13 protein-coding genes are annotated in these 12,905 nt (G+C 38.7%); all 13 read right to left on the bottom strand.

Annotated elements, in window-relative coordinates:
- Nucleotides 1-9 precede the first annotated feature (9 nt).
- Complete coding sequence (rfbA, locus tag M8998_RS11855) at nt 10-894, bottom strand: glucose-1-phosphate thymidylyltransferase RfbA (RefSeq protein WP_249993090.1); 885 nt, start codon at nt 892-894, stop codon at nt 10-12.
- Between the two features lie 3 nt (nt 895-897).
- Complete coding sequence (gene rfbD / locus M8998_RS11850) at nt 898-1,770, bottom strand: dTDP-4-dehydrorhamnose reductase (RefSeq protein WP_249993088.1); 873 nt, start codon at nt 1,768-1,770, stop codon at nt 898-900.
- Nucleotides 1,771-1,782: 12 nt separating this feature from the next.
- Complete coding sequence (gene rfbC, locus M8998_RS11845) at nt 1,783-2,334, bottom strand: dTDP-4-dehydrorhamnose 3,5-epimerase (RefSeq protein ID WP_249993087.1); 552 nt, start codon at nt 2,332-2,334, stop codon at nt 1,783-1,785.
- 41 nt (nt 2,335-2,375) lie between these two features.
- Nucleotides 2,376-3,104 (bottom strand): DUF3575 domain-containing protein, encoded by a 729-nt coding sequence (locus tag M8998_RS11840; RefSeq protein WP_249993085.1) that lies wholly within the window; start codon nt 3,102-3,104, stop codon nt 2,376-2,378.
- A 101-nt stretch (nt 3,105-3,205) separates the two neighbouring features.
- Entirely contained in the window at nt 3,206-4,390 is a 1,185-nt protein-coding gene (locus M8998_RS11835; RefSeq protein WP_249993083.1) for a glycosyltransferase, read from the bottom strand.
- A gap of 48 nt (nt 4,391-4,438) precedes the next feature.
- On the bottom strand, nt 4,439-5,665 hold the full coding sequence (locus M8998_RS11830; protein WP_249993081.1) for a hypothetical protein: 1,227 nt from the start codon (nt 5,663-5,665) through the stop codon (nt 4,439-4,441).
- Nucleotides 5,666-5,667: 2 nt separating this feature from the next.
- Nucleotides 5,668-6,771 carry a hypothetical protein gene (locus M8998_RS11825; protein ID WP_249993079.1) on the bottom strand — a complete coding sequence of 368 codons (1,104 nt, stop codon included), beginning with the start codon at nt 6,769-6,771 and terminating at the stop codon, nt 5,668-5,670.
- The gene (locus M8998_RS11820) at nt 6,761-7,873 is read right to left on the bottom strand and encodes a glycosyltransferase (protein WP_249993077.1); all 1,113 of its coding nucleotides are present in this window, start codon (nt 7,871-7,873) and stop codon (nt 6,761-6,763) included. The genes M8998_RS11825 and M8998_RS11820 overlap by 11 nt, the downstream gene beginning before the upstream one ends.
- Nucleotides 7,852-8,931, bottom strand: coding sequence for a glycosyltransferase family 4 protein (locus M8998_RS11815; protein ID WP_249993075.1), 1,080 nt, complete (start codon nt 8,929-8,931; stop codon nt 7,852-7,854). The genes M8998_RS11820 and M8998_RS11815 overlap by 22 nt, the downstream gene beginning before the upstream one ends.
- 8 nt (nt 8,932-8,939) lie before the next feature.
- On the bottom strand, nt 8,940-10,001 hold the full coding sequence (locus tag M8998_RS11810; protein WP_249993073.1) for a glycosyltransferase: 1,062 nt from the start codon (nt 9,999-10,001) through the stop codon (nt 8,940-8,942).
- Complete coding sequence (locus M8998_RS11805; RefSeq protein WP_249993071.1) at nt 9,988-10,710, bottom strand: glycoside hydrolase family 16 protein; 723 nt, start codon at nt 10,708-10,710, stop codon at nt 9,988-9,990. Before M8998_RS11805 ends, M8998_RS11810 begins: the two co-directional genes overlap by 14 nt.
- A 59-nt stretch (nt 10,711-10,769) precedes the next feature.
- Nucleotides 10,770-11,696 (bottom strand): glycosyltransferase, encoded by a 927-nt coding sequence (locus M8998_RS11800; protein ID WP_249993069.1) that lies wholly within the window; start codon nt 11,694-11,696, stop codon nt 10,770-10,772.
- A gap of 23 nt (nt 11,697-11,719) precedes the next feature.
- Nucleotides 11,720-12,895: a glycosyltransferase family 4 protein gene (locus M8998_RS11795; protein ID WP_249993067.1), complete on the bottom strand. Its 1,176-nt coding sequence runs from the start codon at nt 12,893-12,895 to the stop codon at nt 11,720-11,722.
- Nucleotides 12,896-12,905 lie beyond the last annotated feature (10 nt).

Raw genomic sequence — 12,905 nt, 5'->3', positions numbered from 1 at the left:
TCACGTTACTTATTCTATGGCACGATCAGACACCAATCTTCTAACATACGCAAAATACTCGCCTTTCAAACCCTCAATGCTTTTGGCAAGCGACTCCGCGGATATATACTTCTTACTAAGCGCTATTTCTTCGAGACAAGCTACTTTTAAAGAAGTTCTTTTTTCTATCGCTTTTATAAATTCTGTAGCTTCACTTAATGATTCATGTGTACCTGTATCGAGCCATGCAAACCCTCTCCCCAAGGGTTGAAGATGTAATATATCTTTAGACAAATATGCTTGGTTAATCGACGTTATTTCGAGTTCTCCCCTATCGGAAGGTTGCGTTATCTTAGCCTCTTCCACCACAGAGTTTGGGTAGAAATACAATCCCACAACAGCATGATTAGACTTTGGTTTGGTCGGTTTCTCTTCAATGCTTAGCACTTGACCAGAAGTGTCAAATTCTGCTACGCCATATCGCTCGGGATCTTCAACATAATAGCCAAATACAACAGCCTTTTCTGACGACTCTACTTTTTGTCGAGCATCTGCAAGGTATTTTTGCAAACCGGCGCCATAAAAAATATTGTCCCCCAAAATGAGACATACAGAATCACTCCCTATAAAATCCGATCCAATTATAAAAGCTTGAGCTAAACCGTCAGGATTTGGTTGTACTGCATACGAAAGTTCTATTCCAAATTGTGAACCATCGCCTAATAACCTTTCAAAATTAGGTAAATCGTGCGGTGTTGATATAATCAGGATTTCTTTAATATCAGCGAGCATAAGTACTGATAACGGATAGTAAATCATGGGTTTATCATAAACAGGTAACAATTGTTTAGAAACCGCAACCGTAAGCGGATGAAGGCGAGTTCCTGACCCGCCCGCTAGTATAATCCCTTTCATATTCTAATCTTTTGATAACATCCGAGACTTCTGTTTAGCTAACATATCACCTAAACTACTTTCCCAATTCGGTATTTCGATGTCAAATGTATCTTTTATTTTAGTTTTGTCCAACAATGAGTAGTTAGGACGCCTAGCCGCTGTCGGAAATTCATTAGAATGCACCGGAAGAATTCGACAGACCGATTTGCTTAAATCTCGAATCATCGATGCAAACTCATACCAAGAACACTTGCCTTCATTGGAATAGTGATATATTCCCGGCTTCCATACGTCTGCAATCGCTATTTTGATAATTACTTGTGCAAGATCCCGTGCATAAGTAGGAGAACCGATTTGGTCGGTTACAACGGATATTTCATCCCTTTCGTCCATCAATCTAAGCATAGTCTTAACGAAGTTACTCCCATAAATAGAGTATACCCAAGAAGTTCGGACAATGATAGAGGAAGGGTTATATTTTTGCATAGCCTTTTCTCCATCAAGTTTAGTCTTTCCATATACATTTATCGGATCTACCTCAGCTACTTCTGAAAGAGGTAAGGTAGATGAGCCATCAAACACATAATCTGTAGATATAGCAATCAGTTTGACATTGTTTTTCGCACAATATTTTGCAATCTGGGCACTTGCTAAGTGATTTATTATATTAGCATTCTCTTGATCAGACTCTGCAAGATCGACAGCTGTATATGCGGCAGTATGAATAATAAGCTCCGGATTATATGTCTGTAATACCTCTGGAATCTGTGAAAGATCGCTGAGGGATAACGACGCTCTATCTAAAAAGAATACACTAAACTTATTGTTGTTTGTTAATACTTCGGATAATTCCGAACCCAATTGTCCATTGGCTCCGGTTATGACTATTTTCATTTTCAATGATTTTTATTCTCCTTTATAGATGTCTTTAAAGGCCGGTAACAGGAGGTCCTTTTCAGAAACAATTAGTCTATCAGACGACAGCTGCCAATCGATACACAATGTTGAGTCATCAAACCTAATTCCCCATTCCGAATCTTTATGGTAGTAGTTATCACATTTATAGAAAAAGGTTGCCGAGTCGCTTAAAACAGCAAATCCATGTAAAAATCCGCGCGGCACAAACAATTGTTTTCCATTGTCCGAAGAAAGCTCAACCGCTACGTGTTCGCCAAACGTAGCAGAGTTTTCTCTCATATCTACCGCTACATCCAATACCGTACCTGCCAACACACGAACAAGTTTAGCTTGTGCGTGATCGCCTTTTTGAGCATGTAAGCCCCGAACGACACCTTTCTTGCTGAAGGATTGATTGTCTTGCACAAAGCATGTATCGGATTTTGTCAATTCTTGAAATGTTCTGACATTAAAACTTTCAAAAAAAAACCCACGTTCATCTTCGAATTTTTTCGCTTCTAAGATATAACAACCTGACAATTTTGTCCCTGTGATTTTCATATAAATATTTCCAAAATGTTTACAATGGTAAAGGTAAATGATTAGAACCGATATCCTAAAGCTAGCCATGTTCTCAGCCCTGCCCATGCCCCTCGCGTATTCATTCGTACTTCGTCGGGTCTGGCATCCACGTCCAGGTTAATTAATGGTGTGTTAAATTCATTGGGTTTATTTTCCAAAACACTTATACCAACATGATCCAATGGATTTCCCCCGATTCTTGTCCCAGTCACTAAACCTTTGTTAAGACCAAAGCTAGGAGCAAAAATTTGCCAATCGAGATAGACTGACTTCCCGAATCGCCACTGCCTGCCTACAGATGCTCCTGCGGTAAACGTATTGATTCCACCATTAAACATAAACTCGGAAGAATTAGCTGCAGATCCACCAACGTAATCTATCCGACCATTATATCCAAAACGAGCATATTGCAAAAACATACCTATATAAAACCCTCGTAACCCACTTACCGTACCTAAGTAACGGCGTAATTCAGGCGTAACAGACAAATGAGACAGCTCCGTTTGATGCACGCTAATATCTTGATCTGAGTAATAGCCTTCAATATCTTCTCGAAATGGGAATGAATTTTTGGGGCGAAGACCAAAAGCTATGGACACAGACCACTGATCACTCCAAGTTGTCTCATAACCAACATTATAACTACGTAAACCCAGCGGTAATAGATTAACTTTTACCACCTGCGTTTCAAATAGACGGTCTTGTCCGTATACATACGGAACAGTGGAGAGAGTAAATAAAATTATCATCAGTTGATGACACGATTTACTAAAGAATCTGCTAAGTATAGACATTCAGGTATTTTGTCAAAAAAGGGAAAAACAAATATATCTAAATTTTGCGGGAACTACTATATTTTGTCAATAGTAATGTCCCTTTGATTTTCTTTTCCAGTAAAATATCTCAACTGTTGTTCAATAAATGTCTGACGGTCTAGTGTAGGGCGTTGTATCAAAATATTTTTCTTGATAGACTGTTGTAATTCGGTATTATGTATAAATCGGTCAATGTCAGCGGCTATTATTTCAGGCGTAGGATTTGATCCGGAGATCAATCCGTTTCTCTCATGTATTATCAAGTCGTGACAGCCACGAGAATCCGATGTTAAGACTGGCACTCCCATAGCTAAAGCTTCAATAATACATACAGGCATACCTTCCTTTTCACTTGGAAAAACAAAAAGATCTGTTATACTCAAGTATTTCTCTACCTCGCTGGAAAATCCAATATTATGTATATTAGGATGCGCAGCCATCCAACTGGCTTCTTCATCATTTAAGCCGGTGGGATGCGCATTGTCGTGACCCCCGATCAATATCAAATGAAGGTCTAAATCACCTGATCTACCAATCAATTCTTTAAACGCCCTGACTACTTTGTCAAAACCTTTAAAAAATACAAATCTACCTGTAAAGCAAAGGACAAAAGAAGACTCTTTAATTTCCAAATGCTGGCGCATTTTTAATCTATCAACCGCGGTAAATTTATCTGGATCGAAACGTCTAAGATCACATCCGAGCCCCTTGGTGGGCAACTGATGAACAATGTTATTTGGAAAATCCTGATTCAACAGCTGGTAATCTGATTTATTTAGTACCCATGCCTCATCTATTCTTCTTAAGCTCCGAGACTCGACATACTTATAAATAATACGCTTCAAAAGTCCCTCTACGACTGGGTAGCCTAATCCATGGAATGTACCAATAGTTCTATAGGGTAATCTTTTATGAAACGTTGTCGTAAATATACCTGTAGTAAAGTGAATAGAAACAATGTCTGGTTGAAAAATGGCTACCTTTTTATGTATTATTCTGCTTACTTTCCAGTGCTTAAAAGGATTAAAACCTCGTGGTAAGTCTACAAATGTAAAATGTATGCCTTCGGCCTCATAGTCATAACGATCAGCAACCTTGATTACGCGATCAGGTGAACATATTATCTGAACTTCATGCGAGTTCCTTGACAGCTGCACGGCAACATCGCCTAAAAAGTTATTAAAGCTACCATAATCTGTAATTATGAACTGTATTTTCATTTAATTGTGTTCGTGAATAAATCGATAACTACTTCCGGATAAAAGTCATTAGCCAAATAATGCTTTAACCAAATCTTCAATAAATGTACCTAGTGAATTCCCCTTCTTGGTTCTTGACTGGTTATCCATTTTACCAAAGTCGTCCCCTAGGTTTGCTCGTGTTTGAAAAGTACAATTTTCAAATCTAGACGCACGACTCGGTCTCGAATAGGTGTTAAATTTAAATTGGGAAGATCTATACGTTACGTTCATTTCATTCTCTCGCCAAAAGGCATCTGAACGTACCTCACTATTGGTTACAACCGCTTTATTGTTATTAGCAAATCCAGTTACAACGCCTTTAGCGCCTCCGAAAAAAGCATCTACATTATCGATAAATTTAGAATTCTCTATACTAATATCGCGAGCTTCAAAACCGTAGACAAACACACCGCAACCGAACCTGTTAAACTCCGTGTTTTTTACATCAAGCGCCGTTCTGCTTGCTTCCATGTGGATAGATCTATGATAACCGATCAGTTTACAATTGCTAACAGATAAGTTTAATAAATTCTTTTGATTGTACTCTGTAACAATGGCCGAGCGAGATAGGTTTTGTGCGAATCCACCTTGAAATGGAGTCGCGCTGTATCCTTCTAGATGACAATTTTCTATTATGGCCTGTGAATCACCACGCGCGAAGCCTAAGTATATAGCATCACCGAACGAATCATAGTCGTTACTCGTATACCATTTCCCACCTACTTCTTTAAAGTCTAAATTACGTGCTGAAAACTGACCAAATACGTTAACACGCACACCAGCTCCGTAAATCTTCCTCATCGATACATTGCTCATGGAGACTGAGAATATACGTTCCGTAAACAGGGGGATAGCTAATCGCAATTTATTGTAATCACGTACAGCAAATTGCGTGGGGTTCTCTGCACCTTCAATATGTAAGTTCGTTATACTCACCGACCCTGTTGAATTATAATCCTTTGAAGAGATATGAAAAAGATAAGACTCTCGATTGCCTGTATTTGCCACAAAATTTATTTTGGCACCATTTCCTTCAATAGAAAACTGCTGACCTGGTTTTAGCTGGATTGGTTTAATCTCTTTATCAATACGATAGGTCCTGTTACGATCTAGCACAATTGTCTTATTTTCCGACAACGCTTTTGTGATAAGTTCATTCAGTTCTTTACTATCATTAACCTGAGCAGCGTTAAGAATAAAGGCTGAACCCAACGAAAACAATAGTACTAAGCATAAAAGCAATTTCTTCTTCATATTTATATATTTAGTTTCAAGTCTTTACTAACTTTTACTGTATTTGTTACACTTAAAAAATCAAACAGGTAGAATAGTAGTAATAAAAACAATAGATAGAAATTAGCTCTATATCGAATACCAGACCCTGGATTAAGATAACCAAAAGGGTAATGAACAAATAAGATGCCTATTATTATTATGAAAAGGGTAAAAAACAGATATGGATTAAAAAAGCCAAATTTAACGAAACGCAATACCCTTCGATAACATAGAAAAAGGAAAAGTGTCACTAAGAAAAAGCTCTCCAAACCAGCAATCAATTGAGCAGGTTTAGCCAACATCTCGCTGAAGGTAGGCCCCCAGAAAGCGATAAACATACCATAAGGAGCTACTCTAAAAAAACCATATGGTTCTAACCATGCATCTGCGGAGCGCGTACTTTGAGCGAGATCGGGGTCATCGTATGTAAAATGGATGTACATGCCTTGCGCAAGCAGATCTATTGTATCTCGTAAAAAGAAGATAGCAAAAACATTACAAAAAACGATAAAAGCCCCGAAAGTAAAGCCCGCAGCAGGGCCCAACTTAAGCCAGCCTGCTAAACGCAGATAAACCAATACTTGTAAAATAAATAGAAAGTATTGGGGTTTGAATAACATGCCCAAATACAGCGCAACAAAGTAAATTGCGTGTAATCGGAAGTTTCCATTTAAAAATCGAACGATCATCACCGCGATCACTCCAGAAAAGAAGCAACCTACCGCTTCTTTAGAATGCACACTCGTCCAAACTGCAAAATTGGGCAAACTTAGAAGAATAAATAACAAGATTGGGTATCTATATAGAGACAGTCGCTCTACGGCATAATAGATCCCGTAAAAGGAAAGCAACATCAAGGGGATACTCGCTAAAACATCCAGAAAGAAAACTTTCTTAAATATTCCTCCGAAAAACACCATCATAGCGGTCGAGGAGTACAGTACATTAGGCGCCAGCACGATGCCACTATTTAGATAAGTAGATGTATCGCCTAAAGAAGTGATTCTCCCGTAGACAAAGAAAGCAAAAAACAAATAAAAAATTTTGACGCCGAAATAGGCGACCCAGAATTTTCTAAATTTCATTCTTATATAAGTTCAACCAAATCTGTATAATTCGATCAATAGAGAATTGTTGACGTACATGCTCTCTTCCTTCAGAATCACGTATCTGTCCACGTTTATAATAGGCTAGCATTCCGTCTGACAAGCGCTCAGCATTCTTTGGAGGAACTAAAATTCCATTACGCCCCATAACTTCCTTTACACCCCCACAGTCCGTGGCTACCACAGGCAAGCTACTTGATAGTGCTTCTGCCACAACCAGACCAAAGCCTTCGAAAGCTGATGAAAGCACAAACGTATCCGCCATACTCATCAGATCCGCTACGTCTGATCTTCTTCCTAAGAACTGAACATGCGTCGAAATATCATAATACATCACTAAAGATTGCAAAGACTCCAATTCAACTCCTTCCCCTACGATCAGGAGCTTTCCAGCACCTCCTGAATCCAGAAATTTTTTGAACGCTTCAAGCATGTTTGGGTAATCCTTTTGCGCATGCAAGCGACCGACTGCTAAAAAGATAAATGTAGATGCTGGTATTGATAAGCTTACACGCATACGATCTCTAACAATCGGACTATATAAAAACCGTTTAGTATCAATAGCATTTGGGACAAACCTGGATTTGTCGGCGGAAAAATATCCCGCGCGAAGATATTCTTCCAAAGCTTCGACACTCACATTGGTATCTATGTCAGAAAGATGATCTGTTAGCTTATAAAGTCCCATTATAAATGGACCTCCTTCTGAGATATTATGAGCCGTACACACCAATTTTTGCATCCTAGTAGTCAACCTTAATAGCCTAGTAAATAAATTGGCGTGGATCATGTGCGCATGTACAACAAACGGCGATTGTGACACCAGGATATTCCTCAATTTACGCCATCCCGTAAATAAAGATAGTACACCCCTGATATTCAGGTCCACCACCTTCACACCAGCTTCTAAAAAAGATGACTTTAAAACGCCATCAGGTCGCATGACCGCCACTGTTACCTGGTAACCAATATTTACTAGTGTTTTTGAAAGCAAAAGCAATTGCATTTCGGCGCCACCCATACGTAGCCCCGTAATGACGAAGACAATATTTTTCTTATCTAAACTAATATCTTCCGCCATTGTTGGAGAACCTTATCTATACTAAAATTTTCACTCTTCTTTAACGCCTGCATCCCCATGCTAGCAAGAAGTTGCTCTTCGGAGATTAATCGTTCCATATTTGTACGCAAATCTACAATGTTACCATCTTCTGCTAAAAAACCATTTACACCATGCTCCACAATTTCCGAGGGTCCAGTAAGGCAATCAAAACTTAAAATTGGCAAACCATAGCTTAAACTTTCAAGTAATACCATCGGTAATCCTTCGAAGCGTGAGCTCATCACCAGAAAAGAAGCCCGACGATAGTACTCGGATATGGAAGACGTATTAGGAATAAGCTGAATTTGCTCGCCTACGCCAGCACGGTCTATCTGACTTCGTAACAAGTGCTCATCCTCTCCGCTACCAATTATCCATAGGCGCCAAGATGGATATTTACGTAGTAATGGAGTGGCAGATTCTATTAAAAGATCAAATCCTTTTTGGTAGGTAAGCCTACCAACAGCAATCATTGTTTTATTCTCAGTTCGATCTATAATACTTTCTTGAACCTTATCGAATGGAATAGGATTGGAAACTACACTAATTTTTGACGGACGCACACTTCCCTGTTGTACCCATAGATCACGATCTCGGTTAGTTAGTACGACAATATGATTTGCCATAATTGCTGCAAGACTTCTCGCATAACTCCTTGTCTTTCGCCCAAGATCAATGGAATAATTAAAATGCTCCCATACGATTGTTTTACAAGATGACAATGCTAATGCCGGTAAGCCAATTAATGCCACCATACTCTCCACAATGATCAGGTGAGTAATCGCGTGTTTTTTAACATATCTTCTCACCTTTAAGTAAACACCCATTTTTTGGAATAATCCTGCTTGACCACTGTCTACCAATTGGGATCCAACAATATTTTCAACTAGCGGAAAACTAGGAGACCCATCTCCCCAAATACTCAATAGATGAACATCAAAGCCTTGCTTTGATAATCCATTAGCAATACTTGCAGAAACGCGTTCGGTTCCTCCAGTGTGAGACCAGTTATGTATTAAAAAGCAAATTTTAGACATGCCGTTTTTTATTCTTTGTTATCTACAATGCCAAAAAATAAGTCATTGAAAACTTTTTGATTACTTAAAAAACTGCGACAGTAACCTGCAACAATACCCCGTTTTAGCGTATACTTTTTTTCCAACACAAAAAACAAATTATAACTTCTCAATTTTTCTTTAAAAATAGAAACCAAATGCTTGTATTGAGTGGCTGACAATGTTTTAATGTCGTGCAGCGCTCGAAAAAAAGAGATTATCTGTATTAACAAGTGCTGATCGACCTCTTCAGGGGTGATGTCATCTTTCAAATAGTGATCTCGTCGTCGATAAAAGAAATCCATCATAATAATATAGTCGTTTACCATACGTTCACTCGCTGTTCGCATGATTGAATCTCCTCGAATTAAATAATTCAAAAACTTTTTCTTCGAGCTAATTACACGATTCAGATGTTGGGCCGAAGCAAAACAAAATATGTGGTCTTCAAAGTTAACTCCCGGCTCAAAAATATTTGGACTAAATTTTTCTAAAAAACTCCTACTGTATAATTTATCGATGGCGGAGGTGCTTATGTTTTTGTAATTCAAAAGTTGCTTCAAGATCTCACCACCTTCAAATATTTTATAATCTTCTTCAAATTGCAAATCAACAAAAGAGCGTGACACCGAGCCTTGCCCTTCGTAAATGTAAGATCTTGCAAAATTGATATAGTCAACATGACCGTTCCCATTTAACATCTCATTTAAGGAGCATAAGGTATCTTCTTCAATGGTATCGTCGCTATCCAGAAACAGAATATATTGTCCAGAAGATCTCGCAAACCCGTTGTTTCTTGCCACACTTAGTCCTTTATTCTCCTGCTCAATGAGTGTGAAATTTGACGGAGCGGTCTCAAAAAATGATTTAAGAATTTCCCGACTGTTGTCGGTAGAACCATCATTTACGATAATCGCTTCAAAATGTTTGTAGGATTGCTTTTTTATAGAGTTCAAGCAACTAATAATATATTTCTCTACGTTGTAGACTGGTACAACAATAGAAAAAAAAACATCTTCTTTCTCAGAAATTGCTTGACTATTGTTTAGCATATACTCTTACGTAATCTACAACGAAATTGGTCGGCCTAGATCCGAAATCTCTTTTAAAAGCATTTCTGTCACTGATCTCACAACTCAAAATTATATATTGATCCATATGTGAAATAGGCTCGCTCACCTCCCAAACAAGTCGACTATCTACGAAAAACCGGTAATACTCAGGCGTCCATTCTAAAGCATAGACATGGTATTGACCATTATCTAGTCTAACGTCTGATCTAGTTTCTGCAGACCTAGATTGTTGATTCGCTCCATATCCATTCCAGTGGAGTGCATGGTTTATATAGTAAGGATCCCCTCTCACAAATTCCATAATATCAATTTCCATCCCGTCTACTACAGGATTAAGAGTTCTACCCATATCAGGGGATTGTAACCAAAATGCAGCCCAATGTCCCATAGATATAGAATCGACTCGAGCTCTGCATTCGTAATAGCCAAACTTCTGTTGAAATTTTCTTTGCGTCCCAATCATACCGGTAAAAGCCGTATCGTTACGCATAAAGTTACTAATAACCAACTCGTTAAGAATCGTATCAATAAACACTGCCTCGCGCACGTTATAAGCCTGCCTTCTTAAACCCAAGCCCCTGTAAGACCACTTTGTGGTATCCAAACTAGAGCCATTGAATTCGTCGCTCCAAACCAACTTGTAACCCTCTGGCGGAAGTGACACCAAAGGCTTGCTATCAAGTCCCACCGAATCTTTTCGGCAAGATGATAGCAGTACACAAAAAATTGACAGATAAAAAATCAGCTTCATTTTACACGATAAACATTGAACAAAGAATTAAACACGCGCTTAGGATGTCGAAATAAGCGATTGAACATTTGACCAACTTCGCTCCCTCCACCTTTGCTAATATAATTAAACATCCTAAATATAGCTGTAAAGTATTTTTTATCTAATATACTCAAATGAAAATCACATCGAGCAACTAGGCGCCTATAGGCATAAAAATCCTCTCTAAATCGGCCGTCTAATAACCGCCTTTGTGCCCACTTACGCATGACTTTAAAGTGCTGATAAGTCGCTGGAATGACGTTTTTGTTGGTCGAAATCCCACCCGTATGTATCCGGTAGTAGTACAATACGTCATCAACAAAGTTGATGGGGCCCTCCTGGTCCATCAAATAATACAAATCTTGATCAACCGCTTTGGTAAACTCTGGTGAAATGCCCGCTGTTTTGCGATAAAGGTCGTTTCTGTACACTGCAAAATGTGTTACCCCACCCCCATCGTATAGTAAATAAGACCCGAGATTGGATACATCTTTAGAGTTTGGATCTACTTCTACTGGATTTAGTTGATCATCACAAAACACATCTTTCGAATTGATCATAGCGGAGTCAGGATATTTTGCAAAAGCTTCAAGCATGGTTGAAAGTGCATGAGGAACTAGTGCGTCATCTGGATCTAAAAAACCACAATATGTTCCTGAAGACTCTTCAGCACAGCGCATTTTGGTATACCCACACCCTCTATTTTCTTCGTTTACAAATACTTTAATTCTTTCGTCAACAAGAAGAGGTTGTAATATCTTCAAAGAATCGTCCGTAGAACAATCGTCTACAATAATTAATTCCCAATTGGTGTAGGTTTGGTTGAGCACACTATCAATTGCCTCGCGGATATAATGGCCATTATTGTAGTTTGCCATTAGGATGGAAATTTTGTTCTTCATATACTTGACTCCGATTTTTGATCTTAAAGATCTCCTGTGTAGATCGCTAATAATCGCTTTCCTAAGACTGCGCTATTATAATTCTCCCTCGCGAAGATATGTGATTTTTCTGAAAATGAATAGATTTCATCTGGGTTGTCTAGAAACCATTTAATCTTCTCGACGAAGGCAACAACATCCCCTTTTGGCAAAACATAACCAGTTTCACCATCCATCAACCCATATTTTGCACCTCCCGCATCAGAAACCAATACGGGAAGTTTTAAAAATTGTGCTTCCTGAATTACTAAACCTTGTGTTTCTGCACGTGCGGTTTTTGGCTCTTCCAGACCTGGCAAAATAAATAGGTGTGCGGAAGACATCAATTCAAAAACTTTTTCCTGATTTAATGCTCCATAAAGAGTGAAATGCCTTGCCAAACCCTGCGCGTCTATTTTGCCTCGTAATTCATGTTCTTGGTCACCCGCTCCAACAATGTGAATCATAAAGTTTTGAACATTTGCAGCAATTAGTTTTTCCGCAATATCAGGTAGCATTAGACATCCTTTAAAATACGTCAGCCTGCCACAATAGATTAGATGGAGACAGTCTCCATGTGCATAAGTATTCGGATTTCTACGAAGGTAATTTTTTAGGAAGTCTGCATCAAATCCAACGGGTAATGCGTGCATTTTTCTTGGTTGGATTGGAAAGCAATCAATGATTCCCTTCATGTATGGTGTATTATATGTAAATCCATCGAAAGAATCAAATAGAGGCTTGTAAGTGTCTGTTAATATCGCCACACTTGACGGCAAAATGTCGTATCCGTGAAACGTACAGATTTTTTTCGACTTATTGAACCAGCCATATTTGAGGTACACCTCGTGAAAAAGTAGTGCATTATCTCCAAAATGGCAATGTACAACATCTATTGATTCAGACATTGTCAATAAATCTTTATTTTGATACGCTCTATTACCTAAAAATAGCTTCAGAAATCGGCGACGTAGACGGGAAACTAAACCTACACTTTGATGCGCCGGCACCAACCTGGAGTATAAATCATTGCGGTTGAAGAGTGAACTATCAATGGTTTTCCCAATACCAGATGAAAAAATAGTCACCTCATTACCATGATCGATCAGGTCGTTGATCTGGTTAGCGATGAAGGTTTCCGAGTACGAAGGAAACTCTGAAAGAACGAAGAGAATACGCATATGACTTTAC

Source organism: Sphingobacterium sp. lm-10, from assembly GCF_023554555.1.
GTDB lineage: Bacteria > Bacteroidota > Bacteroidia > Sphingobacteriales > Sphingobacteriaceae > Sphingobacterium.
This window is presented reverse-complemented; position numbering and strand designations above follow the sequence as displayed.

Excerpts from the sequence above, each read along its gene's own strand:
- M8998_RS11825 (WP_249993079.1), bottom strand. The coding sequence starts at position 6,771 with ATGAAATTTAGAAAATTCTGGGTCGCCTATTTCGGCGTCAAAATTTTT.
- M8998_RS11815 (WP_249993075.1), bottom strand. The coding sequence starts at position 8,931 with ATGTCTAAAATTTGCTTTTTAATACATAACTGGTCTCACACTGGAGGA.
- M8998_RS11835 (WP_249993083.1), bottom strand. The coding sequence starts at position 4,390 with ATGAAAATACAGTTCATAATTACAGATTATGGTAGCTTTAATAACTTT.
- rfbC (WP_249993087.1), bottom strand. The coding sequence starts at position 2,334 with ATGAAAATCACAGGGACAAAATTGTCAGGTTGTTATATCTTAGAAGCG.
- M8998_RS11795 (WP_249993067.1), bottom strand. The coding sequence starts at position 12,895 with ATGCGTATTCTCTTCGTTCTTTCAGAGTTTCCTTCGTACTCGGAAACC.
- rfbA (WP_249993090.1), bottom strand. The coding sequence starts at position 894 with ATGAAAGGGATTATACTAGCGGGCGGGTCAGGAACTCGCCTTCATCCG.
- M8998_RS11800 (WP_249993069.1), bottom strand. The coding sequence starts at position 11,696 with ATGAAGAACAAAATTTCCATCCTAATGGCAAACTACAATAATGGCCAT.
- M8998_RS11840 (WP_249993085.1), bottom strand. The coding sequence starts at position 3,104 with ATGATAATTTTATTTACTCTCTCCACTGTTCCGTATGTATACGGACAA.
- M8998_RS11810 (WP_249993073.1), bottom strand. The coding sequence starts at position 10,001 with ATGCTAAACAATAGTCAAGCAATTTCTGAGAAAGAAGATGTTTTTTTT.
- M8998_RS11820 (WP_249993077.1), bottom strand. The coding sequence starts at position 7,873 with ATGGCGGAAGATATTAGTTTAGATAAGAAAAATATTGTCTTCGTCATT.
- rfbD (WP_249993088.1), bottom strand. The coding sequence starts at position 1,770 with ATGAAAATAGTCATAACCGGAGCCAATGGACAATTGGGTTCGGAATTA.
- M8998_RS11830 (WP_249993081.1), bottom strand. The coding sequence starts at position 5,665 with ATGAAGAAGAAATTGCTTTTATGCTTAGTACTATTGTTTTCGTTGGGT.